At 73.3% G+C, this 24,737-nt stretch carries 29 protein-coding genes; 19 read left to right on the plus strand and 10 right to left on the minus strand.

Annotation, left to right across the window (positions count from 1 at the left end):
* Positions 1-385 precede the first annotated feature (385 nt).
* Complete coding sequence (locus tag MQV74_RS37500) at positions 386-529, plus strand: hypothetical protein (protein WP_242729402.1); 144 nt, start codon at positions 386-388, stop codon at positions 527-529.
* 99 nt (positions 530-628) lie between these two features.
* Here the strand turns inward: MQV74_RS37500 and MQV74_RS37505 are convergent, their stop codons facing one another.
* Positions 629-967 (minus strand): hypothetical protein, encoded by a 339-nt coding sequence (locus tag MQV74_RS37505; protein ID WP_242727942.1) that lies wholly within the window; start codon positions 965-967, stop codon positions 629-631.
* Positions 968-1,175: 208 nt separating this feature from the next.
* On the opposite strand from MQV74_RS37505, the gene MQV74_RS37510 reads away from it, so the two are divergent.
* Both MQV74_RS37510 and MQV74_RS37515 read left to right on the plus strand, forming a co-directional pair.
* Positions 1,176-1,736, plus strand: coding sequence for an RNA polymerase sigma factor (locus tag MQV74_RS37510; RefSeq protein WP_242727943.1), 561 nt, complete (start codon positions 1,176-1,178; stop codon positions 1,734-1,736).
* Positions 1,729-2,025, plus strand: a complete 297-nt coding sequence (locus MQV74_RS37515; RefSeq protein WP_242727944.1) for a hypothetical protein — start codon at positions 1,729-1,731, stop codon at positions 2,023-2,025. Before MQV74_RS37510 ends, MQV74_RS37515 begins: the two co-directional genes overlap by 8 nt.
* Positions 2,026-2,151: 126 nt before the next feature.
* Here the strand turns inward: MQV74_RS37515 and MQV74_RS37520 are convergent, their stop codons facing one another.
* From MQV74_RS37520 to MQV74_RS37535, 4 genes are all read right to left on the minus strand, one after another.
* A complete protein-coding gene (locus MQV74_RS37520; RefSeq protein ID WP_242727945.1) occupies positions 2,152-2,499 on the minus strand; it encodes a DoxX family protein in 348 nt (115 codons plus the stop codon).
* Positions 2,500-2,724: 225 nt separating this feature from the next.
* Complete coding sequence (locus MQV74_RS37525; protein WP_242727946.1) at positions 2,725-3,096, minus strand: MerR family transcriptional regulator; 372 nt, start codon at positions 3,094-3,096, stop codon at positions 2,725-2,727.
* Positions 3,097-3,123: 27 nt separating this feature from the next.
* Complete coding sequence (locus MQV74_RS37530; RefSeq protein WP_242727947.1) at positions 3,124-3,891, minus strand: SDR family NAD(P)-dependent oxidoreductase; 768 nt, start codon at positions 3,889-3,891, stop codon at positions 3,124-3,126.
* Between the two features lie 113 nt (positions 3,892-4,004).
* Positions 4,005-4,706: an NAD(P)-dependent oxidoreductase gene (locus MQV74_RS37535; RefSeq protein ID WP_242727948.1), complete on the minus strand. Its 702-nt coding sequence runs from the start codon at positions 4,704-4,706 to the stop codon at positions 4,005-4,007.
* Positions 4,707-4,829: 123 nt separating this feature from the next.
* On the opposite strand from MQV74_RS37535, the gene MQV74_RS37540 reads away from it, so the two are divergent.
* The 6 genes from MQV74_RS37540 to MQV74_RS37565 all read left to right on the plus strand — a co-directional run bounded on the left by MQV74_RS37540 (position 4,830) and on the right by MQV74_RS37565 (position 10,022).
* Positions 4,830-5,546, plus strand: a complete 717-nt coding sequence (locus MQV74_RS37540) for a TetR/AcrR family transcriptional regulator (RefSeq protein ID WP_242727949.1) — start codon at positions 4,830-4,832, stop codon at positions 5,544-5,546.
* A gap of 185 nt (positions 5,547-5,731) precedes the next feature.
* Positions 5,732-6,073 (plus strand): hypothetical protein, encoded by a 342-nt coding sequence (locus tag MQV74_RS37545; protein WP_242727950.1) that lies wholly within the window; start codon positions 5,732-5,734, stop codon positions 6,071-6,073.
* 176 nt (positions 6,074-6,249) lie between these two features.
* Positions 6,250-7,137, plus strand: coding sequence for a LysR family transcriptional regulator (locus tag MQV74_RS37550; protein ID WP_242727951.1), 888 nt, complete (start codon positions 6,250-6,252; stop codon positions 7,135-7,137).
* 257 nt (positions 7,138-7,394) lie between these two features.
* Positions 7,395-8,051, plus strand: coding sequence for a hemerythrin domain-containing protein (locus MQV74_RS37555; RefSeq protein ID WP_242727952.1), 657 nt, complete (start codon positions 7,395-7,397; stop codon positions 8,049-8,051).
* A 115-nt stretch (positions 8,052-8,166) separates the two neighbouring features.
* Complete coding sequence (locus tag MQV74_RS37560) at positions 8,167-9,477, plus strand: SgcJ/EcaC family oxidoreductase (RefSeq protein WP_242727953.1); 1,311 nt, start codon at positions 8,167-8,169, stop codon at positions 9,475-9,477.
* Positions 9,478-9,554: 77 nt separating this feature from the next.
* A complete protein-coding gene (locus tag MQV74_RS37565) occupies positions 9,555-10,022 on the plus strand; it encodes a MarR family winged helix-turn-helix transcriptional regulator (RefSeq protein ID WP_242727954.1) in 468 nt (155 codons plus the stop codon).
* 101 nt (positions 10,023-10,123) lie between these two features.
* Here the strand turns inward: MQV74_RS37565 and MQV74_RS37570 are convergent, their stop codons facing one another.
* Positions 10,124-10,336, minus strand: coding sequence for a hypothetical protein (locus tag MQV74_RS37570; RefSeq protein ID WP_242727955.1), 213 nt, complete (start codon positions 10,334-10,336; stop codon positions 10,124-10,126).
* 704 nt (positions 10,337-11,040) lie between these two features.
* On the opposite strand from MQV74_RS37570, the gene MQV74_RS37575 reads away from it, so the two are divergent.
* On the plus strand, positions 11,041-12,009 hold the full coding sequence (locus MQV74_RS37575; RefSeq protein WP_441349361.1) for a MarR family transcriptional regulator: 969 nt from the start codon (positions 11,041-11,043) through the stop codon (positions 12,007-12,009).
* On the opposite strand, the gene MQV74_RS37580 is transcribed toward MQV74_RS37575, so the two are convergent.
* Positions 11,981-12,265 carry a helix-turn-helix domain-containing protein gene (locus MQV74_RS37580; RefSeq protein WP_242729403.1) on the minus strand — a complete coding sequence of 95 codons (285 nt, stop codon included), beginning with the start codon at positions 12,263-12,265 and terminating at the stop codon, positions 11,981-11,983. The two genes, MQV74_RS37575 and MQV74_RS37580, sit on opposite strands and share 29 nt — an antisense overlap.
* Positions 12,266-12,476: 211 nt before the next feature.
* Between MQV74_RS37580 and MQV74_RS37585 the strand changes: the two genes are divergently transcribed.
* Together MQV74_RS37585 and MQV74_RS37590 are read left to right on the plus strand one after the other, a co-directional pair.
* The gene (locus MQV74_RS37585; RefSeq protein ID WP_374120755.1) at positions 12,477-13,061 is read left to right on the plus strand and encodes a zinc-binding dehydrogenase; all 585 of its coding nucleotides are present in this window, start codon (positions 12,477-12,479) and stop codon (positions 13,059-13,061) included.
* Complete coding sequence (locus MQV74_RS37590; protein WP_242727956.1) at positions 13,001-13,924, plus strand: NAD-dependent epimerase/dehydratase family protein; 924 nt, start codon at positions 13,001-13,003, stop codon at positions 13,922-13,924. The genes MQV74_RS37585 and MQV74_RS37590 overlap by 61 nt, the downstream gene beginning before the upstream one ends.
* A 47-nt stretch (positions 13,925-13,971) precedes the next feature.
* On the opposite strand, the gene MQV74_RS37595 is transcribed toward MQV74_RS37590, so the two are convergent.
* On the minus strand, positions 13,972-14,550 hold the full coding sequence (locus MQV74_RS37595; RefSeq protein ID WP_242727957.1) for an Rv1733c family protein: 579 nt from the start codon (positions 14,548-14,550) through the stop codon (positions 13,972-13,974).
* 370 nt (positions 14,551-14,920) lie between these two features.
* Here MQV74_RS37595 and MQV74_RS37600 point away from each other — a divergent pair, with 370 nt between their 5' ends.
* The 6 genes from MQV74_RS37600 (at position 14,921) to MQV74_RS37625 (ending at position 21,259) form a co-directional block, all read left to right on the plus strand.
* On the plus strand, positions 14,921-15,790 hold the full coding sequence (locus tag MQV74_RS37600) for a universal stress protein (RefSeq protein WP_242727958.1): 870 nt from the start codon (positions 14,921-14,923) through the stop codon (positions 15,788-15,790).
* A 187-nt stretch (positions 15,791-15,977) separates the two neighbouring features.
* Positions 15,978-18,386 (plus strand): phosphoketolase family protein, encoded by a 2,409-nt coding sequence (locus MQV74_RS37605; RefSeq protein ID WP_278195436.1) that lies wholly within the window; start codon positions 15,978-15,980, stop codon positions 18,384-18,386.
* Between the two features lie 124 nt (positions 18,387-18,510).
* On the plus strand, positions 18,511-19,494 hold the full coding sequence (locus MQV74_RS37610; protein ID WP_242727960.1) for a universal stress protein: 984 nt from the start codon (positions 18,511-18,513) through the stop codon (positions 19,492-19,494).
* A 65-nt stretch (positions 19,495-19,559) separates the two neighbouring features.
* Positions 19,560-20,195, plus strand: coding sequence for a maleylpyruvate isomerase family mycothiol-dependent enzyme (locus tag MQV74_RS37615; RefSeq protein WP_242727961.1), 636 nt, complete (start codon positions 19,560-19,562; stop codon positions 20,193-20,195).
* Positions 20,192-20,659, plus strand: a complete 468-nt coding sequence (locus tag MQV74_RS37620; RefSeq protein ID WP_242727962.1) for an NUDIX domain-containing protein — start codon at positions 20,192-20,194, stop codon at positions 20,657-20,659. The genes MQV74_RS37615 and MQV74_RS37620 overlap by 4 nt, the downstream gene beginning before the upstream one ends.
* A 123-nt stretch (positions 20,660-20,782) precedes the next feature.
* A complete protein-coding gene (locus MQV74_RS37625) occupies positions 20,783-21,259 on the plus strand; it encodes a VOC family protein (RefSeq protein WP_242727963.1) in 477 nt (158 codons plus the stop codon).
* Between the two features lie 30 nt (positions 21,260-21,289).
* Here the strand turns inward: MQV74_RS37625 and MQV74_RS37630 are convergent, their stop codons facing one another.
* Positions 21,290-21,931 (minus strand): TetR/AcrR family transcriptional regulator C-terminal domain-containing protein, encoded by a 642-nt coding sequence (locus tag MQV74_RS37630; protein ID WP_242727964.1) that lies wholly within the window; start codon positions 21,929-21,931, stop codon positions 21,290-21,292.
* A 127-nt stretch (positions 21,932-22,058) separates the two neighbouring features.
* Between MQV74_RS37630 and MQV74_RS37635 the strand changes: the two genes are divergently transcribed.
* Complete coding sequence (locus tag MQV74_RS37635) at positions 22,059-23,561, plus strand: FAD-dependent monooxygenase (protein WP_242727965.1); 1,503 nt, start codon at positions 22,059-22,061, stop codon at positions 23,559-23,561.
* An 11-nt stretch (positions 23,562-23,572) separates the two neighbouring features.
* On the opposite strand, the gene MQV74_RS37640 is transcribed toward MQV74_RS37635, so the two are convergent.
* The gene (locus tag MQV74_RS37640; protein WP_242727966.1) at positions 23,573-24,526 is read right to left on the minus strand and encodes a hypothetical protein; all 954 of its coding nucleotides are present in this window, start codon (positions 24,524-24,526) and stop codon (positions 23,573-23,575) included.
* Between the last annotated feature and the right edge of the window lie 211 nt (positions 24,527-24,737).

Below are 24,737 nucleotides of genomic sequence, written 5' to 3' on the forward strand. Positions count from 1 at the left end.
GTGGACTTCCTCTCGGCTGAGAGACGCCACAGTCCAGCCGGAGTCTGCACTCCTCCCGGGAACCGGCGTAGTACGGAACGGCGACACGCTCCGGCAGTGCCGGCGCGTCCGGCTCGACAACCGGCTCCATGCTCTCCGGGGCGCCGCGGAGGAGAATCGTGATCACCGCACATCACCACTTCCCGTACAGGTCTCGGCCGCGGAATACCAGGCATTGAAGAACCGCAGGAAAGCGACGAGAAGGGTGTGCGCGGGGCATATGCGTGCACGGCCGGGACGCCCGCGCGTGCCGCCTGCACACCCCCTAGGCCCTTCACATCCCGAGATTCCCGTCCCCCCGCCCCGTCACGGGCCATCGGGTCTTTGCTGAGGGCGGGTCACCCCCGTGGCAGGACGCGATCAGTTGCTGCGGGACGACAGCGCGCTCGAGGGGAGCCGGTCCGCGGCCCGGACCGTCGGGCCCGCCCTCGGCGGCATCGTGGTGTCACTGCTGTCGACGCCGATCGCTGCCGTCCGCGTCACGTCATGACTATCCGTCAGGCCGCGACGCCGGACGGGACACAGGGCCGCGCGGGGCGGCTTGCCCGACGCGGACGACATCGAGACGCGCGCCGGAGCCCGTCGGGGGCTACGTCCACGCAACGGCCACGACGGCCGCAGCCGCCGTGAACACCCCCACGGCATAGAAGGCCCACGGTTGTTCGGTGCGCATGCCCGCCAGGGCTGTCACCGCCACCAGGACGTCCAGGGCGAGTTTCACGCCCATCTTCGCGTGAACCACCGGCAGATCCAGGGAAGTCCGGGTCCAGATGAGTCCCACACCGGTGACCAGTTGGACGACCGCGCTGCTCACCATGTAGCTGCCCGTCACCGGGTCCTTCGCGCGCAGCTGGAAGAAGAGGCCACCGAGGATCGCGGCGAACCCGAAGAGATGGAAGACGAGGAACACGTTCCGAAGGATCTCCATGGCGGTGATCGTTCCACAGGGACAGAACAGACGGCAGAGCCGTGTTGGGGGTGAATCCTTTGGGGCTGCTCGGGCCTCTCTAACGTGTGCGGACAAGAGCGTCTGCACAGGAAGCGGAGGTTTGTCGTGATCATTGGTGCCGTCATCGTCGCGGCTGTGCTCGTCTGCGCGTGCAGTGTCCTCGTGCGGCGTCGGAGGGGGCGCGCGCGTGGCTGACTTCACATGGCCCGGGGATCAGTTGATCGCCGCGGCACAGGAGGGCGACGTCGAAGCCACGGCCGCTCTGGTGACCGGCTCGCACCCGCATGTGCAGCGGTTCGCCCATTCGCTGTGCGCCACTCCCCAGGACGCCGAGGACGCCGCGCAGGAAGCCCTGATCATCCTGTATCGCAAGATCGGAATGCTGCGGGCCTCCGGTGCGCTGGCGTCGTGGATGTTCCGCATCGTCCGCAACGAGTGCCTGCGGAGGGCACGGCTGACCCTGCGCAGCCACGGACCGGTCCCGGACACCGTCGTGCCGTCGTTCGAGGACGAGGTGCTGCAGCGCCTGGAAGCCGGCCGGGTGGCGAGGGCGATCGCCGCCCTGCCCGCCGATCAACGACGTGTACTGATCCTGCGGGACATCCAAGGCCACAGCGGACGCATGGTCGCCGACGCGCTCGGCCTCAGCACCGCCGCGATGAAATCGAGGCTGCATCGCGCCCGCGCGGCGGTGCGCCAGGCCTTGCAGGAAGCACCCGGTCCCCTACCGGGAGACGGCCGTGGCTGACCGACAGAGCTTCGCCAGCACGTCGTTGCCCCGGCACCTGGCGCGCGGCGCGCTGGGATTCGGCACCTTGGCCGGATCGGTCCTGCTCATCCCGGTCATCGGGCTGGTCGGCCTCTTGCTGGCACCCGTGGGGCTGCTCGCCTTGCGCGGGTGCCCCCTGTGCTGGGGGATCGGGCTGTTGCAGACCATCTCGAACGGTCGGCTGCGGCGTTCGTGCGTGGACGGGAGCTGCCAGCTGTCCGTCGCCCGGCCCACCCCGCCACACGACGGCGCCGTCAGGCAGCCCTGAGCGCCTCGGGTCGCGGCCGCGCTGCCCGCGTCGCGCCCCGCCGCAGGGCCCTGTCCATGCGAAAGCCCGCGGTCGGCGGGGCAGGCCGGTCGCGGGCTGGGGTGCTGCGGGGAGGGGGATTTGCGGTCAGGCGGCGTAGGCGAGGACGAGCGTGGCCACGACCGGGGCGAGGTAGAGGACGGGGAAGGCGACGGTCTTGTAGGAGTGGGCCCGCAGCACGGTGATGATTGCTCCGCCGAAGTACAGGATGAGGCCGATCGCGGCCGCCACCCCGATGGCGGGCACGGCGAGGCCGATGAGCAGGCCGAGTGCTCCGGCGGCCTTGGCCAGGCCGAGCAGGGTCCACCAGGACTGCGGGACGCCGTACTGGACGAGCGGCTCGGTGACGAAGGCGGCCTTGCGCAGCAGGGAGAAGCCGGAGAAGCCGACCCAGGCGGCGGTGAGGACGGTGACGACGACGGCGGTGGTGGACATGGGGACTCCTTGGGGACTGCTGAGCGGATCAGGTGCTGGCGACGACGGCCTCCCAGCCGCGCTGGCGTCGCCGTCACCGGTCTGACGCGGCTGCGCCGGGGAATGTGACAGGTCAACGACCCGGAATGCCCGCGGATCTGATCAGGCGGCTGTCGCCACCAGCCTCAAGCAGTGACTCTTCTCCGTGGTGGGTACCGCGTCCGGCTTCCGCGACGAGGCGGGCGTTCAGGCCACGGGGCGGATCCGGTCACCGGTCGCCTGTCGCAGCGCGGCCTGGAGCCGGTCGCGGGCCTCGGTCTGGGCCGCGATCCGTTCGTTGAGGACCGCCAGCCGGTCCAGCGCGACCCGCAGGCCCTTGTCCGAGGGCGGTGCGGCGGCCACATCGCCGTCCAGGCACGGCAGGAACACCCGTACGTCGTCCAGGGTGAGCCCGGCGGCCAGCAGGTAGCGGATGTTGCGGACCCGCACCACCGCCCGCTCGTCGTAGACGCGGTAGCCGTTGGAGGCCCGCTGCGAGGAGATCAGTCCGGCCTGCTCGTAGTGCCGCAGCGCACGAGAGGTCGTCCCGGTCGCCCCGGCCAGCTCACCGATCCGCACCCCGCCCCACCTCCGGCGCCACTTGTATCACGCCACGACCGCCCCGCCGTCGACGGGGAGCACCACCCCGGTGACGAACGACGCGGCCGGTGCGGCAAGCCGGGTCACTGCCCACGCCACCTCCTCGGGGCGGCCGATCCGGGCCAGTGGGGTGTGCGCCAGCTGCCACTCCCGCACCGCTGCCCTCCGCTCCGGCGTCAGGCCCTGGTGCTCGCCGATGGGGGTGTCGATCGCGCCGGGGGCGACCGCCACCACCCGGATCCCGCGAGGCGCCAGCTCGACCGCCCAGCTGCGGGTCAGCAGCTCCAGGGCGGTCTTGGTGGCCGCGTAGACCGAGCTGCCGGGCCAGGCCCGCTGCCCCACCGACGTACTGACGTTGACGATCACCCCGCCCGACTCCTCCAGGAGCGGCAGCGCGGCCTGGGCCAGCAGGATGGGGGCGACGAGGTTGGTGGCGAGCTGAGCTGTGATCATCTCCGGCGTCAGCGTGCCGAGGACGCCGCTGCGCACGATGCCCGCGTTGTTGACCAGTACGTCCAGTCGGCCGTGGGCCTCCCGCACGGCCCGGATGATCCGATCCGGCTCGCCCTCGGCGGTGATGTCGGCGGTCAGCGGTGTGATCCGGTCGTGCCCGGCCGCGGTCTCCTCAAGGGGTTCGGCCCGCCGTCCGATCGTGACCACGTGGGCGCCCTCGGCGGCGAAGGCGCGGGCGGTGGCCCGGCCGATCCCGGTGCCGGCTCCGGTGACGGCGACGATCCTGCTGCTCTGCGGTGCGGTGCTGTTCATGCCGGTCATCGTGCAACCCTGCCGCCAACGGCAAGGTCAACAAGCCGCCCGCACGCGCTCACCCTGTGGGAGACCCCCAAGAGCTCTCCCACAGGGAACACGCAAGCGGCCGTGATGGTGTGTCAGTAGCCGATGGTGAATCGGCGCTGGACGAAGCGGGGCAGCTCCACTTCGTCGATCAGGGCGACGGCGGCGTCCTCCGCGGAGACGCGGCTGCGGCCGTCGGCGTCCCGGACCACCTGATCGCCGCCGACCCGGAAGCGGCCGGTGCGCTCGCCGGGGGCGATCTCCTCGGCGGGGCTGAAGTAGGTCCAGAGCCGGTTCGACGTACGGAAGACGTTCAGGCCGTCCCGGGCCCCGCGCGCCGCGGCCGCGTACGCGCGGGGCAGCCCGAGCTGGTCGAGGGTCTCGTGGATCCGCTCGACGTCGTCGACCAGAGCCACTCCGGGCGCCGTCTCCAGGCTGCCGGCCCCGCCGATCATGATGAGCCGGGTCCGCGGATGGCTCTCCAGGGCCTTGGTCAGGGCCCGGGCCGCGGTGGCGTGGACCGTGGGGTCGGCGATGGAGCGCTGCACGGTGTCCGCGAGGTCCTTGGCCGCGTTGCCCGGCTGGAACCCGCTGATCAGCACGTCCAGGCCGGGCAGGATCGCGGAGATGCTCGCGGGGTCGAGGACGTCCACGCTCTTCCAGGTGACGTTCGCGCGGCTCTCGTCGATCTGTGAGGCGTCGCGGCTGAGCGCCGTGACGTGGTGTCCGCGCCCGAGTGCCTCCGTGACGACCCGACTGCCGATGGTGCCGGTGGCACCGATCACTCCGATGTGCATGGTTCTCCCCTTGTTCATGCCCAGACGTGCTGGCGGCCGCCACTCGGCTGGACGCCATGAGAAAACTATACGCCGTGAAGTTTTGGTACGGCAATCAGTGTTGTGACGCTGTAGAGTGGCCGCATGGCAGGGACGGGGACCACTGGGCGGCGTGCGCGACTGCGAGCCGAGACGACGGCCGAAATCAAGAGCGTGGCCCTGGACTTGATGGCCTCGGGCGGCCCCGGCGCGATCACCCTGCGCGCCATCGCCCGCGAGATGGGCATGACCCCCAACGCCATCTACGGCTACTTCGCGACCCGCGACGACCTGGTCACCACGCTCATCGACGACGTGTACACCTCGCTCGCCGACACCGTCGACGCCGCGGAGGACGCCGCTCCCGCCGCATCCCCGGCCGACCGGATCCGGGCCTGGGCGCAGGCCTTCCGCGGGTGGGCGCTGGCCAATCCCGAAGGTTTCCGCCTCATCTACGGCGACCCGGTGCCCGGCTACGTCGCCCCCGAGGGCGGTGCCGCCCCGGACGCCGCACAGCGGGTCTGCACGGCCCTGACCGGCCTCGCCGCCACGGCCTGGCCGCACGCCGAACACCTCTACGCGGACAGCGACTTCCAGTGGGCCGACTTCGACCCCGGCCTCCTCGGCAAGGTCCGCCCCGCCTTCCCCGACCTGCCCCCGGCCGGAGTGGCCCTCGCGCTGCGCATGTGGGGCCACCTGCACGGCCTGGTGACGCTGGAGATCTACGGCCATCTGCGCACCCAGACCGCGAACCCGGAGAAGCTCTTCCAGGAGGAACTGACCCAGCTCGTGCGGTCATTGGGCATCGCGCCGAAGGGCTGAGGGCCTCCGCCCGGGAACTCCCGAAGGCCGGTCGTTCGGCGGTCTGCGGCGACCACCTTTCCCGCCGGGGGAAGCCGTCCGGGCGAGACGTTGAACGGAGCCATCTGATGACAGCGAACGCGATCGCGCTGCACATCGATCGTGACAGGGTCCATGCGGGGGACGACGACGTCCCTCCTTACCGCATGATTCGTGAGACTCGCGCCGTGCGCGGGGACATCACTGTCGGCGGGGCCCTCGACGCCCTCACCCGTGGCGACGACCGCTACCCCCTCGCCTCCGTGGCGGGAGGGGCGGCCTGGGTGCTGTACGGGGGGCCGGGCGTGGAGAAGCCGTACGCGGCTCGTGCCGTGGCGCTCGCTGTCATCGCGGAGGGGCCGGAGGGGTACGGGGAGCCGCGTTCGCTGGTCGATCCGGACCTGGCACTGTCACGTCTGGCGGGCACGGACGGGAGCGTGGAGTTCCGTTTCTGCTACCTCCACAGCGCTGATCCGCAGGAGACATGGCGACGCCTGCGCGACGACTGAGAAGGTCGGTCCCAGGGGGAGCCCGGGAAACCCGGGCCGTCCCGTCCGTGATCCCCCGGGGGTTGCCCCCCGGTACCAGGGAAGGGCTGGTGGGGGTGGCTCTGAGGGTTGATCAACATATACTTCTGCGGCTCGGCGGCCTCCGCGCTGCCGATGGAGAAGGACACGGGGGCGTCATGGAGCTGCGGGACATTGAGATCTTCCTGGTCGTGGCCGAGGAGCTGCACTTCGGCAGGAGCGCCGAGCGACTTCTGGTCTCTCAGGCGCGGGTCAGCCAGGCCATCAGGAAACAGGAGCGGCGGATCGGCGCCCCGTTGTTCGAGCGCACCAGCCGCACGGTCCGCCTGACGAACGTCGGACGCCAGCTGCGCGACGACCTCCAGCCGGTCTACGCGGGCCTGCACGCATCCCTGGAACGCGCCCGGATGACCGCCAGCGGCGTCACCGGCAGGCTCCGCGTCGGCATGATGCCGTTCAACATCGTCGACATGCACGTCTATTGGAGGGCCTTCCGCTCGCGGTTCCCGCAGTGGGAACTGGAGATCCGTCAGCTCACGTACGTCGATACGTTCGGGCGGCTCCGTGACAACGAGATGGACGTGCTCGTCACCTGGCTGCCGGTGGAGGAGCCGGACCTCACCGTCGGCCCGGTCCTGTGCACGGACCCGCGCGTCCTCGCCGTGGCCGCCGACCAGGAACTCGCCCGGCGGACGTCGGCGCACCTGGAGGTGTTCGCCGACTTCCAGCACGCCGTCGCTCCCAACATGCCTGACTACTGGGAGGACAGCTATCTGCCCTTCCACACGTCCCAGGGCAGGCAGATCGAGCGCGGAAGCATCGTGTCCAACGCGGAGGAGCTGATCAACCAGGTCGGCATGGGGGATATCATCCACTGCTTCCCCAGCCACGTCACCCGGCACTGGGGCATGCCGCACATCCGCTGGCTGCCCGTCACGGACCTGGCGCCCCTGTCCTACGCCCTGGTCTGGCGGACCGAGGCGGAGAGCGAGCTGATCGGCGCTCTCGCCGAGACGGTCCGCGAGCTCGGCACGCTGCGGTTCTGACGCGCCGCCGCGTCCCGTACTCCGATAACCGTCGGGTTATTGATCAACGTGCGAAGTCCGCGTTGATCCGGACACGGCTCTCGCGGGAGGCTTGAGGCACCCGGGCAGGCCGCTCGTCGCCCCGCCCGGTCCCTCTTCCCCTGGTGCCCCGCTCCGCCAAGCGTGGCTGCGCGCTGCCCTGTTCCTGGAGGAACCCGTGCTGCCGCCACTGCCTGACACGGGCTCACCGGGGCACCGGAACCAGGAGTCGGACAGACATGACGGACACGCTCGACATGACCGTGACGTACGCGATGCACAACGCCTTGCGCAGGGAGCTGCGCTTACTCGACGGGGCCACGGTCCGCGCCGGTCCCGATCCCCGGGACGTCCTGCGCACCGCGGGCTGGGAGCTGTTCCGGGCGGCGCTGCACGCCCACCACTCCGCCGAGGACGACGCGCTGTGGCCCTCCCTGCGTCAGGCCCTGCACGGACAGCCCGTCTCCCTGGTGCGTCTTGAGGCGATCGAGGCGGAGCACGCCGCGCTCGCCCGCCTGCTCGAGGCGATCGACAGGGCGCATACCGACCCGGATGCCGGTCCCGACCTGTTCGGTGAGCTCACCGGCTCCCTGGTCACCGGTCTGCGCGGACATCTCCGCCATGAGGAGGAGACCGTTTTCCCGCTGGTCCAGGCCGTTCTGAGCCAGGAGCAGTGGGAGCGGTTCGGGCGCGTCCACGCCCAGCGGATCGGGGCCGACGCGGCCCGGATCCTGCCCTGGCTCCTGGACGGCGCCGCCGAGCGGACCGTGACCGCCGTGCTGGAGCAGCTGCTGCCCGAGTCCGCGCACCGCACGTACGCGGACCGATGGCAGCCCGCCTACGCGGAGTTCGACCGCTGGGGCACCCGGGTCGAACTGACCGTCACCCGGTTCTGACACCCGGTTCTGACACCCGGTTCCGACATCCGGTTCCGACATCCGGTTCTGACCAAAGCAGGTCAGTACGCCAACGAACGGGACAGGACGTCTCGTTCCTCACGATAGGAAAGTCATGAAGGTTCTGCTCACCGGTGCCACCGGCTACATCGGCTCCGCCGTCACCGAGCACCTTGCCGCCGCCGGTCACCAGGTCGTCGCGCTCACCCGTAGCGCCGAGCCGCAGTCAGGCAGACCGTGGCACGCCCAGTTGATCGGTGACACGGCGGACCCGGCTTCGCTCGCCGGTGCGGTGACCCCCGACATCGAGGCCGTGATCCACCTGGCGCCCCCGAGCGGCGACGCGGACGTCGACTCCGCCGTCATCGAGGCGCTGGCCACTCCGCTGCGCGGTACCGGCCGCCCCCTCGTCTACACCAGCGGCGTGTGGGTCCTCGGCGCCACCGGCGACGCCCAGGAGGTCGGTGAGGAGGCCCCGACCAACCCGATCGGCCTCGTGGGCTACCGCCCGCAGATCGAGCAGCGGGTCCTGGCCGAGGCCGCCGAAGGCGTGCGCGCCGTCGTCGTCCGGCCCGCCATTGCGTACGGCCGCGGCGGCGGCATCCCCGCCCTCCTGGTCGACCGGGCCCGCAAGGAGGGGGTGCCCGAGTACTACGGCGAAGAGGGCGTGCGCTGGCCGACCGTCCACGTGGACGACCTGGCCGAGCTGTTCGTGGCCGCCGTCGAGCGGGCCGAGGCGGGCACCGTGTGGCACGGCGTCGGCGAGTCGGCCGTCGCGGTCCGTGACGTCGCACAGGCCGCCGGGCGCGCGGCCGGAGTGCTCGCCGCCCCGCGCGTGGTGCCGGTTGAGCAGGGCGCCGAGGTCTTCGGCGCGCTCTTCGCGGACGCCCTCGCCCTCGACCAGAGCGTCAGCGGCGCCGCCGCCCGCACCGCCCTCGGCTGGCGGCCGGCCCGGCCGGGCATGGTGGCGGAGCTGACGTCGGGTTCGTACCGGCCGATCGAGGTGTTCGGCGCTCCCGAAGGGCCGGAGACCGACGCCGAGGTGGCCGCGATCCGCCGCCTGGTCGCCGAGGTCGAGCACGCCCAGCAGAACGAGCTCGCCGACCGGTTCCTGGCCGTCTTCCGCCAGGAGGGCCCGGTGTGGACCACCGGCCACGGCAAGCGCCTCTCGGGCTTCGAGGAGATCGCGGCCTTCACCCGGAAGGTGCTGCCCGGTGCGACGGCGGAGTCCACCGCCGTCTACGACGTCGAGCGCGTGCTGTTCCTGAAGCCCGACGTCGCCGCGGTGAACGTCCGCCAGCAGCCGGTGCTCCCCGACGGCACCAGGATCGCCGACCGGCCCGAGGGCCGCCCGTTCTACATCCTGGTCAAGGAGGACGGCACCTGGCGCGTCGGCGCCGCCCAGAACACCCTGGCGGCGGGCTGAAGGCCCGCCCAGCTCGGGGTGTGGTCCTTCCCGCGTGAAGCACCGACGTATCCGAAGTACCTGAAAGGAACCCTCTCATGACGACCCAGCAGATGTCCGATGCCGAGCTCGCCGGGCAGCCCGCCGCCTACTGGACCGGTGTCGCCTACGAGGCGCTGATCGCGTTCACCCGGGCCCGGCAGCTGGAGAAGGGCTACACGCAGCCGCAGTTCTGGCTGCTGCGCAACCTGTCGGTGAACGACATCTCGCCCGACGGCCGGGGGATGACCCTGCCCGAACTGCGGGAGGCCATGAGCCTCTACATCCGGCCCGAGGACGACCTGGCGGAAGCGTCCGCGGTGCTCGTCGAGCGCGGCTGGCTGAGACGGGACGACGAGGACCGGCTGTGGCTCACCGAAGAGGGCGAGCGGGCCCGGGTCGACCTGGCGCGGAGCGCTCCCGCGATCCGCGCGGCTCTCCACGAGGGCATCGACGACGCGGACTACGTCACCACGGTGAAGGTCCTCGGGCAGCTGATCCGCAACGCCGGCGGGACGATGCCCTGAGGAGTCGATGGATCGACAGGTCGACAGGCCTTGAGCGCCCGTGCCCCCACGAAGTCGTCGTGGGGGCACGGGTCGTACGCGGCGCGCGTCGGCGCGGGCCCTCAAAGGAGCTTCGGCAGGCCGAGGTTGTTGATCAGGGGGCCTTCGATCGAGATGCCCTCGGTGATCAGCGACTCGGGTGCGGGGAGCAGCGGTGAGGGGTGCGCCGGGGCGTGCCGCGCCGTGGGAGCGGGCCCGACGGCCGCCGCGGTGGCGGTGGACATGCCGGTCAAGGCCAGGCCTCCGAGGAGGGCTGCGGTCAGGCGTCGGCGCATGGATTCCCTTTCTGCTGGTCGGGGCCCCTCCCGGGTGAGGGCGGAGCCGCCGACATGGCTGCCCAGGCCGAGGCCTGCGGATGCGCCCTGTCCCTCGTACGAGGGGCGGGCCGGGTATCACCGGGGGAGGGGGGCCGGGCCTCGCCCCGGGCGGAGGTCGGCAACGTGTGGTTAGCCGACGCGTCGCAGCTCCCTCTCCCGGCGCTCCGCCACGCGCGACCCCGAGGCCCGGGCCGCTCGTAGCGAACTCCCGCTCGGGTGAACCGCCGCCCGGCGCGGGTCCAGCGGACCTCGTCCGTGGTCGTCTTGCCCGCGCCGTTCGGGCCGGGCAGGGCGAGCACTTCGCCGTGCCGGGGCGCGGAAGGTCACCTCGCGCAGCACGTCGGTCGTGCCGTAGCGCATGCGGAGCCCGTCGACATCGAGTACGACGTCGGCTTCGCCGGTTGTCGTCATCAGCTCACCGTGGCGTTGAGGAAGTTCGGAGGCCTCGAAAGCTACGTTGCGTTTACAAAGACATCAATCAGAAGTGCAGTTGTGCGGGCGGGTAGATGAGTGTCCAGGGCGGATCATTGCAACTGGCATAAGCGTGAGGGCAATTCCCTTATCTGACCGTTGCAATGAGCTGGCGGCCGACGCATACTGGCCGGGCCGCCCGCGCGGAACGTGGGCCGGTGGTGAGGACCGGCAAGTGGAAGGCGGGCGCGGTGCCTGGAGGCAGGCTGACCCACGAAGACCGACGACAGGTGGCGTCCGGGCTCGCCGACGGGCTCGGCTATGCCGAGATCGCCCGGCGGCTCGGCAGACCGACGTCGACCGTCAGCAGAGAGGTCGCCCGCAACGGCGGGCCCGGCCGCTACCGCGCCGAGCACGCCCAGCACGCCACCGCGCGCCGGGCCCGCAGATCCGCGGCGAGCGCCCCGGAAGCCGCGGCGCCCGACGTCGGACCCGGTCGCGACGCCGAGGTCGTGCGCCGCTTCGTGGCCCGGTTCGCGGAGGTGCTGGCCCACACCGGGGTGCCGCGGATGGCGGCCCGGGTGCTCGCCAGCCTCGTCACCACCGACTCGGGGACGCTGACCGCCGCCGAACTCGTGGCTCTGTTGCGGGTGAGCCCCGCCTCGGTGTCCAAGGCCGTCGGCTATCTCGAACGGCTCGACCTGCTGCGGCGCGAGCGCGTACCCACCGGACGGCGCGAGCGGTACGTCATCGACGACGACATGTGGCTGCGGACCTGGCTGGCGAGCGCCCGCGCCCACACGATGATGGCCGACACCGCCCGGGCGGGCGTGGAGATCCTCGACGCCGCGACCCCCGCGGGCGCCCGCCTCGACCACATGCGGCGCTTCTTCACCAGCCTCAGCGACGACATGGCCGGGGGCTCCACGGCGGCCGCGTTCGCCGACGCGCTGACCGTGCTCGCCGCCCTCGCCCACGCCGGAGCGCCGCTGGACGGCGGCCGGTTGGCGGGGGCGCTCGGCTGGTCGCCGGAGCGCGTCACGAGCGCCCTGTACGACGCCGAGCAGCATCCCGAGGTCGCCGACCCGCTGGAGCTGCGGCGCACCCCGGACGGTGCGTACACCGTCGTCGCCCGGACCGAGCGGCTCACCCCGGAGCAGCGCGCGGCGCTCGGCCGCGCGCGGGCGGCCCTCACCGTCCCCGGCGCGGCCGCAGGCTGAGCGCGTGCAGCACCAGCTGCATCTCGAACTGGGCGGCGGGGTCGTGCAGCTGGCTGCCGAAGACCTCGTCGAGCCGGCGCAGCCGATAGCGCACCGTGCCCAAGGGCGCGAGGTGACGTGCGGCGAGCGCGTCGATCAGCGCGTCGTCGTGGAACAGCAGCAGCGTCGCCAAGTGGTCCGCGCGCACGCACGTCCACTCCGGCGGCACCCACGCGTGGCCGTCCTGGCAGCGGGAGTCCAAGGCGTCCTGGCCCACGCTCGCGGCGGGCCTCGGCCTGCCCGCGACCTGATCCCGGCCCCGGCCACCCCGAAGGAGGAACACAAAGGGACCCGCTCGCCGAAGCGGTCGTCGCGGGAGCACCCGCCGACGAGCTGGCCCGCATCGACGTCCCCGCCCACTGCACGGCCGTCCACCTGCGCGCCGAGGACGCCGAGGGGTTCACCGGCGTCGCCGACAAGGACGTGCGGTGGGCTCGGACGCGGCCGGGGTGGTCGTGCGCGCCGGATCCGGCGCGCGGCGCCGGCGCGTCGGCGACGAGGTCGTCGTCTCGCCCGTGTACGTCGACGACGAGGAGCCGACCGGCAATCCGCTGCGCGCGGGCACCGCCTACCGCATGCTCGTCGGTGTCGGCACGGTCGTCACCTGCGGGTCGAGCACCGGCTACCGGCACGAGTTCGACAACCGCTATCTGTGGATGCGGCTGAAGCGGATCATCGGCAGTCACGGCGCCGACTTGCACGAACAGGCCGCCGTTCACCGTCTGCTCGACCTCGGGCGCCTGGGCCCCGCGTTGACCACCACGTACCCGTTGCACGAGACGGCCGAGGCCGCCCGCCTGGTCCAGCGCAATCTGCACCTGGGCAAGGTGGGCGTGCTCGCCCTCGCCCCCGGCCGGGTCTGGGGGGGGCGAGGAACGACGCCAGGCAGTCGCGTGCGCGTGGTCCCGCACATCAATGCATACGGCGTACGCCCGTTATCTGGAGGTCGACCATGCGCATCTTCGTCACCGGAGCCACCGGCTACATCGGCGGCTCGCTCGCCGACCGGTTGAGGGGGACGGGCCACGACGTGAGCGGCCTCGCCCGCACCGAGGAGAAGGCGCGGGCGCTGCGGGAGCGCGGCATCACACCGGTCCTCGGCGACCTCGACGACGCGTCGGTCCTCGGCGCGGCGGCGCGCTCCGCCGACGCCGTGGTCAACGCGGCGGACAGCGACCACCGGCCCGCCGTCGAAGCCCTCGTCGCGGCGCTCGAAGGCACCGACAAGCCCCTGTTGCACACCAGCGGCTCCAGCATCGTGGCCGACGACGCGCGCGGCGCGGTGGCGCGGTGCGTCTTCACCGAGACCGACGTCGAGCCGGGCAGCCCCTGGCGGGCCGAGCCGGACAAGGCGCCGCGCGTCGACCTGGACCGGTTCGTCCTCGCCGCGGCGGAGCGCGGCGTGCGGTCCGTGGTGCTGTGCAACTCCCTGATCTACGGCCACGGTTACGGCCTGTCGCGCGACAGCGTGCAGCTGCCCCGGCTGACCCGCCAGGCCGAGGCGAGCGGCGTGGCCCGGCACATCGGCCCGGGACACAACATCTGGTCGAACGTCCACATCGACGACGTCGCCGACCTGTACGAGCTGGCCCTGGCGTCGGCGCCCGCCGGAGCCTTCTACTTCGTGGAGAACGGCGAGGCCCCCTTCGGCGAGATGACGCAGGCCATCGCCGACGTCCTGGGCTGTGGCACCGCGCAGGCGTGGAGCATCGAGGCGGCGATCGAGGAGTGGGGCTACGAACCGGCCGTGTACGCCCTCGGCTCCAACAGCCGGGTGCGAGGCGCACGGGCCCGCGCGGAGCTCGGCTGGACGCCGCGGTACGACTCCGCCGTGGAGTGGATCCGCAAGCGCCTGACGTCGGCGGAGAGCGGCTGAGGCAGCCGGGGCCGGCGGACCGGTTCGTAGCGGGAGCTGAGCCCGCGTCAGGCCGGTCGGCCGCCCCACTCCGGCCCCGTGCGCCGCCACTCCCGCTCCCAGGCGGCGAGGCGGCGCCGGTCGAGGGCGTGGCCCACCGCGTGCCGCGCCAGGAGCGCGACCAGGGCGGTGGCCGCGCCCGCGGCCAGGGCCGCGCTCGCCGTGCGCAGGGCCACGTCCTCCGCGTCCGGCGGCGCCCCGGCCACGCGACCGCGCCGGTCCAGCCACACGGCCGCGTGCTCGCCGCGCCGACTGCCCGCGGCCACGCGCGCGTGGCCGCTGCGCTCGGTGCCGTCCGGGGTGGTCCATCGCGCGGGGACGTCGTACAGGGGCACCGTGCCGACGGCCGGGACCGGCGGAGGCGCGTCCTCGGTGAGCGTCGCGGTCACGCGGTGCCGGGTGGCCGTGGCGGTCCGCGCCGTCTCCTCGGCCCGGGCGTGCACGGCGAGCCCGGCGGCGGCCCCGGCCGCGGGAACGCCCAGGAACAGGACGAGGCCCACCACGAGCACCGTCCACGCCTCGACCACGTCCGAGCGGCGGCGCAGCGGACCGCGTCGCCAGCGCCAGCACAGAACCCGAGAGCGCATCGCGTCAACCTCCGCACCACGCAAGGGGTGCGCGTCTTCGAGCGTAGCGGTCCCGGCCGCCCCTCGGCAGCGGGCCGGACGGCCCTCGCGGGCTCCGGAGGGCGGACGGGACGCCGGGCCCCGCGCTCACGTGTCACCCCGGCCGTACGGCCCCGTGCGGCCCGGCCCTGCGGACGGGCGGGTCTCGGCCACAGGGCCGTTCGGCCTCCCCGTACAGGCCTGTTCGCCACTCGCGCCCGCGTCGTCGCGGTGTCAGCGTCATGCGGGAAGGCCCTGAAATCCTCCCGGACGTCACCTCGAAGCAGCCCCGGGAGGCTTCGCCGCGGCCTTCTCCGATGAGTTCGCGACCAGACGAGAGGGGCGATGGCCCGTGGAGCATCCGTTGATCGTGGGCGTCGACGGCTCCGAGTCGAGCCTGCGGGCGCTGGACTGGGCGGTCGACGAGGCCGACCGCCAGGCGGTGCCGCTGCGGATCGTGCACGCGTCGAGCTGGGAGTGGTACGAGGGGCGCGAGCCGTCCTTCGGCATCAACCGCGCCTTGGTGCGGGCACAGGCGGACCGCGTCGTCGCGGACGCGACCGAGCGCGCCCACTGCCGCAGCTCCTCGGTCAAGGTCACGAGTCAGACGCTGGACGAGGACCCCGCGTCCGCGCTGATACGCGAGAGCCGCCGGGCGAGCGGGATCCTCGTCGGCAGCCGGGGCCGCGGCCGGCTCGCGGGCCTGCTGCTCGGCTCGGTCGGCCTGGCCGTGGCCGCCCGTGCCGCATGCCCGGTCACCGTGGTGCGCGGCGCGGAGGACCACCGCGGCGGTTCCCACCGGCGGGTCGTCGTCGGCGTGGACGAAGCCGCCGACGCGCGGCCCGCGCTCGACTACGCGGTCCGCTGCGCGCAGCGGCGCGGCGCCGCCCTCGACGTCGTGCACGCCTGGCGCTGCCCCGCGCACGAGGCCCCCGAGCGGCCCCGCCCGGCCGACGCCGCGGACACCCACCAGGAGCGCGCCGAGCGCCGGGTGGAGGAGGCCATCGGCGGCCTGGCCCGCACCCACAGCGCCGTACCCGTGCACCGCAGGGTCGTCGAGGGCAGCCCGCGCGCGGCGCTGCTCGACGCGGCCGCGGGCGCCGATCTGCTCGTCGTCGGCGCCCGCCGCCGCACGGGCCAGGTGGGCATGCAGCTCGGCCCGGTGAACCACGCGGTGCTGCACCACGCGGCGTGCCCGGTGGCGGTGGTGCCGCACGCCTGACCGCATCTCGCACGCCTGAGTGACCGTGGTGCGGCCCTCTCGGGAGGGGAGGACCGCACCACCCCGGCCCCGGCCCGCCCCCGACCCCCTCCCCGCCGACCCCCGACCGGGCCGCCCCCAAGTGGGGCACGCCCCCGCCGCGGGGCAGGCCATCCGGCGTGGGTGACTCACCCGGCCTGAACCGCACCTGCCGTGGAACCCGGCCACCCCGCCCCCGGACACTCCGACGGAATCGAGGCTTCCCATGGCCAAGGACCAGCTCTCCGTCCTGGACGCGCACTGGCGTGCCGCCAACTACCTCGCGGCGGGCCAGATCTATCTGCTCGCCAACCCGCTCCTGACCGAGCCGCTCAAGCCCGAGCACATCAAGCCCCGCCTCCTGGGCCACTGGGGCACCTCACCCGGGCTCAACCTCGTCCACACCCACCTCAACCGGATCGTGCGCGAACGCGGCCTGGACGCGCTGTGCGTCTGGGGCCCCGGCCACGGCGGCCCCGCCGTGCTCGCCAACTCCTGGCTGGACGGCAGCTACAGCGACGTCTACCCCGACGTCACGCGCGACGCCACCGGCATGGCGCGGCTCTTTAGGCAGTTCTCCTTCCCCGGCGGCGTGCCCAGCCACGTCGCCCCCGAGACGCCCGGCTCCCTCCACGAGGGCGGCGAACTCGGCTACTCGCTCGCGCACGCCTACGGCGCCGCCTTCGACAACCCCCACCTCCTTGTGGCCTGTGTCATCGGCGACGGCGAGGCCGAGACCGGACCGCTCGCCACCTCCTGGCACTCCACCAGGTTCCTCGACCCCGTCCACGACGGCGCGGTCCTGCCCGTCCTGCACCTCAACGGCTACAAGATCGCCAACCCGACCGTGCTCTCCCGCATCCCCGAGCCCGAACTCGACTCCCTGCTGCGCGGATACGGCCACGAGCCGATCCACGTCAGCGGCGACGACCCCAGCGCCGTGCACCGCGACCTGGCCGCCGCCCTCGACCGGGCCGTCGACCGCATCACCCACATCCAGCGGGCGGCCCGCGACGACGCCACGACCGAGCGACCTGCCTGGCCCATGATCGTGCTGCGCACTCCCAAGGGCTGGACCGGACCGGCCGAAGTCGACGGCCAACCCGTCGAGGGCACGTGGCGCTCCCATCAGGTGCCGCTCGCCGGTGTCCGCGACAACCCCGAGCACCTGCGGCAGCTGGAGGCCTGGCTGCGCTCCTACCGGCCCGAGGAGCTCTTCGACGCCGAAGGACGTCCCACCGCACAGGTCCTCGCCTGCGTCCCCGACGGCGCCCGGCGCCTCGGCGCGAGCCCGCACGCCAACGGCGGCCGGCTCACCCGCAGCCTCCCCCTGCGCCCCCTGGAGGACTTCGCCGTCGCGGTCGACAAGCCCGGCACCGCCCTGCACGAGCCGACCCGGGTGCTCGGCGGGCTGCTCGCCAAGGTCCTCGCCGACACCGCCGAACGCCGTGACTTCCGCGTCGTCGGGCCCGACGAGACCGAGTCCAACCGCCTGGGCGCGCTCTTCTCCGTCACCGGCAAGGCCTGGCAGGAGCGGACGCTGCCGACCGACGAACACCTCGCCGCCGACGGCCGCGTCATGGAGGTCCTGTCCGAACACCTCTGCCAGGGCTGGCTGGAGGGCTACCTCCTCACCGGCCGTCACGGCCTGTTCTCCTGCTACGAGGCGTTCGTGCACATCGTCGACTCCATGGTCAACCAGCACATCAAATGGCTCAAGACGTCACGCGACCTGCCCTGGCGCGCCCCCGTCCCCTCCCTCAACTACCTGCTCACCTCGCACGTCTGGCGCCAGGACCACAACGGCTTCTCGCACCAGGACCCCGGCTTCGTCGACCACGTTCTCAACAAGAGCCCCGAGGTCGTGCGCGTCTATCTGCCGCCGGACGCCAACACGCTGCTGTCCGTCGCCGAACACGCCCTGCTCAGCAGGGACTACGTGAACGTCATCGTCGCGGGCAAACAGCCCTGCTTCGACTGGCTGTCGCTGGACGCGGCCCGCGCCCACTGCGCGCGCGGCGCGGGCGTCTGGGAGTGGGCGGGCACCGACGACGGCCTGCGCGACCCGGACGTCGTCCTCGCCTGCGCGGGCGACGTGCCCACCCAGGAGGTCCTCGCCGCCACGGCCCTGCTCCGCGAGCACCTGCCGGACCTCGCGGTGCGGGTCGTGAACGTCGTCGACATCGCCCGCCTCATGCCGCGCGAGGAACACCCGCACGGCATGGCCGACTTCGAGTACGACGCGCTCTTCACCCGCGACAAGCCGGTCATCTTCGCCTACCACGGCTATCCGTGGCTCATCCACCGCCTCGCCTACCGCCGTGCGGGCCACGGCCACCTGCACGTGCGCGGCTACAAGGAGACCGGTTCGACCACCACGCCCTTCGACATGGTCGTCCGCAACGACCTCGACCGGTACCGCCTGGTCATGGACGTGATCGACCGCGTCGCCGACCTGTCCGTGCGCGCCACGGGCCTGCGCCAGCTCATGGCCGACGCCCGGACGCGCCACCACGCCTGGATCCGCGAGCACGGCACCGACCTGCCGGAGGTCGCGGACTGGTCGTGGCCCTACTGACCGGCCCGCCCGGCCGGGGGCCGCGCCCGGTCCCACGGGCCCGATCGATCCGATCGGGCCCGCCCGGAACCGCCCGCGCCGACCCGCACCGACCGTTCACCCTTCCACCCCGCTGGGGCACGACATGAAACACGACCGCACTCCGTCCCCCTCCGGCACTCCTCGCACCACCCCCCTCGGCAGTGCCCGGACCGCCGTCCCCCACGTCGTCACCGTGGGCATCGACGGCTCCTACGCCAGCATGGACGCCGCGGACTGGGCGGCCCGCGAGGCCCTGCGCCACCGCGCCCCGCTGCGCCTGGTGCACGCCGGGACCCCGCCCGCGCCCCCGGCCCGCGGCCACCGCGTCCTGAGGCCCGTCGACCGGGCCCGCGGGGTCCTCGACCGGGCCGCGATCACGCTGGCGTACCTCCACCCGGCCCTGGAGATCCACGCCCAGCAGCCCCGCGGACCCGCGGTGCCCGCGCTCCTCGCCGCGTCCGCGCAGGCCGAGTCCCTGGTCCTCGGCTCCCGGGGGCTCTCGGGCCCGACCGGGTTCGCGGGTTTCCTGGTCGGCTCGGTGGCGGCGGGCGTCGCCGCCCGCGCCGAGCGCCCCGTGGTCCTGGTCCGCGCGGGGGAGCGGCCCGAGGACGCGCACGTCCCCGACGCCGCCGGGGCGCCCTCGCGCGGCACGCCGTACCGCCCGGTCGTGCTCGGCGTCGACTTCGACCACCCCGGCGACCCCGCGTTCGCGTACGCCTTCGCCGCGGCCGAGGCCCGGGGCGCGCCCCTGCACGCGGTGCACGCCTGGACGGTACGGCGGCCCGCCGCCACCACGCCGCCGTCCGCCGCCGAACCGACGGACCTGACGGGCCTCCTCGGCGCGGAGGCGGACGCACGGGACCGGCTCGGCACCCTCCTTGCCCCGTGGCGGCGCGCGTTCCCGCAGGTCGAGGTCGTGGCGGAGGTGGTGTTCGGGCGTCCGGGCCACCACCTCCTGAAGGCCTCGCTCGGGGCCTCGCTCCTGGTCATCGGCCGCCGCGTCACGACGGGCCCGCACCTGGGCCGCACGGCGCACTCGGCGGTGCACCGCGTGTCCTGCCCCGTCGCGGTCGTGCCGTACGCGTGAGCGATGAGTTCCGGGTGCGCCGCGAGTCCCCCTGACAGAACCTGTGATCGAGTGGAGGAACTGTCATGAAGGACGACGTCTGGGCGCTGGTGCACGCGGAGCGCGCGGCACTGATCGACGACCTCGCGCACCTCGATGACGAGCGGTGGAGCACGCCGTCCCTGTGCGCGGGCTGGAGCGTGCACGACGTGGCCGCCCACCTGGTCGACACGGCCCGCACCACGCGCCTCGGCTTCGTGGCCGGTCTCGTGCGGGCGCGGTTCGACTTCGACCGCCAGAACACCCGCGGGGTGGAGCGCGAGCGCGGCGCCACACCGGGGGAGACGCTGGAACGGCTGCGCCGGGTGGCGGCGCGGACCTCGACGCCCCCGGCGCCCCTCGACAGCAGGCTCGTCGAGGAGGTCGTCCACGGCGAGGACATCCGCCGTCCCGTGGGCCTCACCCGCTCCTACCCGCGACAGGCAGTGGTCAGGGCGCTGCGCCTGCAGACCCGCACACCGGCCTCCTTCGGCGGGGCCAAGGAGCTGACGACCCGCGTCCGGCTCACGGCCACGGACACCGACCTGGCGATCGGCACGGGCCCTGAGGCCAAGGGCCCCGCGCTCGCCCTGCTCCTGGCCGTCTCCGGGCGACGGACCGCACTGGACGAGCTCGAAGGGCCGGGGGCCGCCGCACTGGCGGAGGCCTCCCCGCTGTCATGACCGCCCGCCGCAGCGCCGGACTGCTCCTCTTCCGCGCCCCTGGCCCGGCCCCGGAGGTGCTCGTCGGCCACATGGGCGGGCCGTTCTGGGCGCGCCGCGACGCCGCCGCCTGGTCCATCCCGAAGGGGGAGTACGGCGACGACGAGGAGCCGCTGGCCGCCGCGGTGCGCGAGTTCGAGGAGGAACTGGGGCTCCCGGCCCCGCCCGGCCCCTACCTCCCGCTGGGCGAGGCGCGTCAGGCGGGCGGCAAGAAGGTGACTGTCTGGGCCGTCGAGGCCGACCTGGACCCGGCGTCCGTCGTGCCGGGCACCTTCACGATGGAGTGGCCGCCCCGCTCGGGCCGCGTCCAGGAGTTCCCCGAGCTCGACCGGGTGGCCTGGCTGCCCCTGCCCGAGGCCCACGACCGGCTCGTCGCAGGCCAGCGTCCCTTCCTCGACCGCCTCACCGCGCTCCTGACGGGCTGAGCGGCCTTCGAGGCGCGTCGCCCCGCCCAGTGGCGATGAGTTCCGGCCCGGGTGAGGGTCAACACAGGGAATGGAGCGGCGGCTCGCGGGCCGCCGCCGACGGCCAGGCGACAGGAGAGTTCCATGCCCAAGATCACCCCCAGTCTGTGGTTCGACACGAAGGCCCTGGAGGCCGCGGAGTTCTACGTCTCGGTCTTCCCGAACTCGAAGGTCAACAACGTGTCGTACTACGGAGAGGCCGGGCCGCGCCCGGCGGGCACCGTCCTCACCGTCGACTTCGAGCTGGACGGACAGGCGTACACGGCCCTCAACGGCGGCCCCGAGTTCACCTTCGACGAGGCCGTCTCCTTCCGGATCAACTGTGCGGACCAGGACGAGGTCGACCACTACTGGTCCCGGCTCACCGCGGACGGCGGTGCGGAGAGCCAGTGCGGCTGGCTGAAGGACAAGTACGGCCTCTCGTGGCAGGTCGTTCCCGCTGCTCTCCAGGAGCTGATGACCGACCCGGACGCGGGCCGCGCCCAGCGGGCGATGGAGGCCATGCTGAAGATGCAGAAGATCGACGTGGCGGCCCTTCGGGCCGCCGCCGACAGCGCCTGAGGGCGGCGCGGGCCGCGCGGGCCCGGGCGCTCACCGCCGCCCGGGCCCCAGCAGCAGGTCGAGCCCGTGGTCGAACCGGCCCTCGAAGGAGGTGTCCCCGAAGTACCGCGAAAGCCGGTCGAGTGACGGGTAGTCACCCGCCGCGAGCGCCTCGGTGAAGCGGCGGTCCCCCTCGACCGGCACGGACTGCTCCTCCTGCGTCAGGCCCAGGACGAAGTACTGGAGGTTCCACGCCGTCCAGGCGGCCTCGCGGCCCGGCAGGCCGCCGTCGAGCAGCGCCGCGGTGAGCGTCTCGGCGAACCGCAGCGTCGCGGGCTCGGCGGCGTACGTGCCGGTGACGATCCGGGCGCCGTCCCGGTGGGCGAGCAGCGCCCGACGGAAGCGGGCCATCAGCTCGCGCACGCGCTCCCGCCACTCGGTGGGGAGCCCTTCCAGCGAGACCTCGCCGACGATCGCGTCGGCCATGAGCTCCAGGAGCCGGGTCTTGGTCTTGGCGTGCCACAGCACGGTGTTCATCCGCACGCCGAGGCGCTCGGCCGTGCCGCGCACGGAGACGCCGTCGGCGCCTTTCTCGGCCAGCATGCCGAGGGCGGCGCGGGCGACGGCCCGGGGGCTCAGGCCCGCACGGTAGCTGCTCTCCGCCCGCACGGGCGGCTCTTGCCTTTTGGTCACTGACCTAGTCTACTGAGGTCATCTTGAATTGGTCAGTGACCAAATGTGGGGCGAGGTGTGACGCACGCCTCCGTCGGCGACGACCGCCGCCCGCAGGACCCTGGAGACCACCGGCAGAGGAGCGCCCGTGCGCACACACCATCCCGACCCCCACGTCGTCATCGCCGGGGCAGGCCCGGTCGGCCTGTGGCTGGCCGCCGAACTGCGCCTGGGCGGTGTGCGGGTGACCGTCCTGGAGGCGCGGCCCGGGCCGTCCCCGCACTCCAAGGCGCTCACCGTGCATCCGCGCACGCTGGAGGTCCTGGCCTTCCGCGGCGCCGCCGAGCCGTTCCTCGCCGAAGGCCTGCGCATCCCCGACGGGCACTACGGGGCGCTCGACCAGCGCCTCGACTTCGGCGTCCTCGACACCCCCTACCCCTTCACGCTCGCGCTGCCGCAGGCCCGCACCGAAGCCCTCCTCGAAGAGCGCGCGCGGGCCGCGGGCGCCGTCGTCCGGCGCGGCCACCGCCTCACCGGCCTGGCCGAGCACGCGTCCGGCGTCCGCGTCGACGCCGAGTCCCCCGAGCGCGCGTACACCATCGAGGCCGCGTACGTCGTGGGCTGCGACGGCACCCGCAGCACCGTGCGCGCCGCCGCGGACATCGCCTTCCCCGGCACCGACGCCACGGTCTGGGGCTGGCTCGGCGACGTCGTCCTCGACCGGCCGTTCGCCCGGCCCGTCCTGAGCGTGGCCACGCCCCGGGGCGGGCTGATGTGTGTCCGTCTGCCGGATGGGGCCCACCGCTTCGTCGGCCACACACCCGAGGGACAACGGTCCGACTGGCCCGGCGAACTCACCTTCGAGGAGCTGCGCGCCACCGTCCTGCGCATCGCCGGGGACGACTTCGGGATGCGCGACCCGCGCTGGCTCTCCCGGTTCGGCAACGCGACGCGCCAGGCGTCGGCCTACCGCAAGGGCCGGGTCCTGCTCGCGGGCGACGCGGCCCACATGCACTTCCCGGCGGGCGGCGTCGGCCTCAACGTCGGCGTGCAGGACGCCACCAACCTCGGCTGGAAGCTCGCCGCCGTCCTGCGCGGCGCGGCCCCGGACGCGCTGCTCGACACCTACCACGCCGAACGGCACCCCGTCGGCGCCGAGTTGCTCACCAGCACCCGCGCCCAGACGGCACTGATGACCGCCTACTCCGCCGAGGGCCGCGCCCTGCGCGAGGTGCTCGACGCGGCCGTCGCCACCGTGCCCGCGTTCTCCCGGCGCCTCGCCGAGGGCCTCTCGGGCCTCGGGGTCGCGTACGACACCGCGTACACGGAGGCGTACGAGATCCGCGACGGCGGTTCGGGGATCGGTGACGGCGGCGGTGACCATCCGCTGACCGGCCGCCGCGCGCCGAACCTCCGACTCGGCCCGGACGTGCGGCTCTTCGACCTCCTGCACGCGGGCCGCCCCGTCCTGCTCGACTTCGCCGGACAGGCCGACGGCCCCTCGGCGGACGTGATCGTCCACCAGGGGCCGCCGGTCGGGGACCGTGCCGACTGGGAAGGTGTGGGCTCCGCGCTGATCCGGCCGGACGGGCACGTGGGGTGGGCGCGGGAGGCCGCAGCCCGTCCGGGGCGTACGCGGAAAGCCGCCTGAGGCCTGCCCGGTCAGCCGAACGCGATCGAGCTCACCTTGTTGTCGAAGCCGACCCTGCCCAGGTCCGCGACGTCCCCGGAGACCACCTTGGACTCGCCCTTGCAGCCGGGGCGCGACCACAGCTTCAGGGAGCCGTCGGCGGACAGGGACGAGGCGACCTCGGGGCGCGCCACGTTCTGGCAGCCCGGTCCCGCCACGCCCTGCGCCGGGTCCTGGAAGCCCACGTTGTCGAACAGGATCACGCTGCTCGCCGGGTCGGCCTGGCCCTGGCCGCCGCCCTGGCCCGCGTCGCCCCCGGCGGGCTGCCCCGCCTTCCGGCCGTTCGGCGTCACGCCGAACCAGGTGCCGCCCACGCCCTGGCCGTTGGTGTCGCCGGGCTTGAGGTCCTTGCTGAAGCGGTAGACCGGCCGGCCGCCGATCGTCACCTGGCGGGTGCCGTCGGCGCGCTTGATGATACCCACGTCCGAGGTCTTCACGCCGTCCACGAAGATCTTGCTGCCCGGGTCCACGAGGACGGGGGGCCAGGTGGTGGCGCAGGCGCCGGAGCAGTTCGACACGGAGGGCCGCGCGGTGTCCTTGTCGAAGCGGTAGAGGGTGAAGCCGGAGCCGTTGACGACTACGGGGTCGAGCTTGCCCGCGCGGCTCGCCGAGAGCTGGACCCACTTGCGCTGCACGGCCTCAGCCGCGGGTTTGCCGGGCGGGTTGGCCCAATCGCCGGTCCGCCGGGGCGCGTTGTTCTCGCGGGCGGTGCCCGACCGCAGGGAGAGGTCGTAGCCGGAGCCGTCGGCGGATCCGGAGCCGCCGCCGGCCTGGCCTTCCGCGCGGTCGGCGTTGGCGGCGGGGGCGTTGCCCGAGGACTTCCTGGCGCCGTCGTCGCTCCCGCCGCCCCCACAGGCGGTCAGGGCGAGGGCCCCGACGGTGGCGAAGGAGGCGAGGAACAGGGCGGGCTTGGTCTTCTTGAGCATCGCGGTCTCCTGAGGTTCGGTCGGCGGGTGCGTCGCGGCACCGGGCCGGTGGTGGACGCCGAGCTGTCGAGTGGCTTCGTGGCGTGAGTACGGGCGCCTCGACCGGCGGCGTTCAGGCCTCTCATGCCTCGTGACCAAACCGAGACAATGTCTAAATCGCGATGCTGTCCGAAACTGAGACTTGCGGACTCTCGCCGCTCCCTCCGCAAGC

It is taken from the genome of Streptomyces sp. AN091965 (assembly GCF_022698285.1).
Taxonomy (GTDB): domain Bacteria; phylum Actinomycetota; class Actinomycetes; order Streptomycetales; family Streptomycetaceae; genus Streptomyces.

Bases quoted from the DNA above. Each gene is read 5' to 3' on its own strand.
- MQV74_RS37505 (WP_242727942.1), bottom strand. From the start codon at position 967: ATGGAGATCCTTCGGAACGTGTTCCTCGTCTTCCATCTCTTCGGGTTC.
- MQV74_RS37520 (WP_242727945.1), bottom strand. From the start codon at position 2,499: ATGTCCACCACCGCCGTCGTCGTCACCGTCCTCACCGCCGCCTGGGTC.
- MQV74_RS37530 (WP_242727947.1), bottom strand. From the start codon at position 3,891: ATGACCGGCATGAACAGCACCGCACCGCAGAGCAGCAGGATCGTCGCC.
- MQV74_RS37535 (WP_242727948.1), bottom strand. From the start codon at position 4,706: ATGCACATCGGAGTGATCGGTGCCACCGGCACCATCGGCAGTCGGGTC.
- MQV74_RS37540 (WP_242727949.1), top strand. From the start codon at position 4,830: ATGGCAGGGACGGGGACCACTGGGCGGCGTGCGCGACTGCGAGCCGAG.
- MQV74_RS37545 (WP_242727950.1), top strand. From the start codon at position 5,732: ATGATTCGTGAGACTCGCGCCGTGCGCGGGGACATCACTGTCGGCGGG.
- MQV74_RS37550 (WP_242727951.1), top strand. From the start codon at position 6,250: ATGGAGCTGCGGGACATTGAGATCTTCCTGGTCGTGGCCGAGGAGCTG.
- MQV74_RS37555 (WP_242727952.1), top strand. From the start codon at position 7,395: ATGACGGACACGCTCGACATGACCGTGACGTACGCGATGCACAACGCC.
- MQV74_RS37560 (WP_242727953.1), top strand. From the start codon at position 8,167: ATGAAGGTTCTGCTCACCGGTGCCACCGGCTACATCGGCTCCGCCGTC.
- MQV74_RS37565 (WP_242727954.1), top strand. From the start codon at position 9,555: ATGACGACCCAGCAGATGTCCGATGCCGAGCTCGCCGGGCAGCCCGCC.
- MQV74_RS37570 (WP_242727955.1), bottom strand. From the start codon at position 10,336: ATGCGCCGACGCCTGACCGCAGCCCTCCTCGGAGGCCTGGCCTTGACC.
- MQV74_RS37590 (WP_242727956.1), top strand. From the start codon at position 13,001: ATGCGCATCTTCGTCACCGGAGCCACCGGCTACATCGGCGGCTCGCTC.
- MQV74_RS37595 (WP_242727957.1), bottom strand. From the start codon at position 14,550: ATGCGCTCTCGGGTTCTGTGCTGGCGCTGGCGACGCGGTCCGCTGCGC.
- MQV74_RS37610 (WP_242727960.1), top strand. From the start codon at position 18,511: ATGAAACACGACCGCACTCCGTCCCCCTCCGGCACTCCTCGCACCACC.
- MQV74_RS37615 (WP_242727961.1), top strand. From the start codon at position 19,560: ATGAAGGACGACGTCTGGGCGCTGGTGCACGCGGAGCGCGCGGCACTG.
- MQV74_RS37620 (WP_242727962.1), top strand. From the start codon at position 20,192: ATGACCGCCCGCCGCAGCGCCGGACTGCTCCTCTTCCGCGCCCCTGGC.
- MQV74_RS37625 (WP_242727963.1), top strand. From the start codon at position 20,783: ATGCCCAAGATCACCCCCAGTCTGTGGTTCGACACGAAGGCCCTGGAG.
- MQV74_RS37640 (WP_242727966.1), bottom strand. From the start codon at position 24,526: ATGCTCAAGAAGACCAAGCCCGCCCTGTTCCTCGCCTCCTTCGCCACC.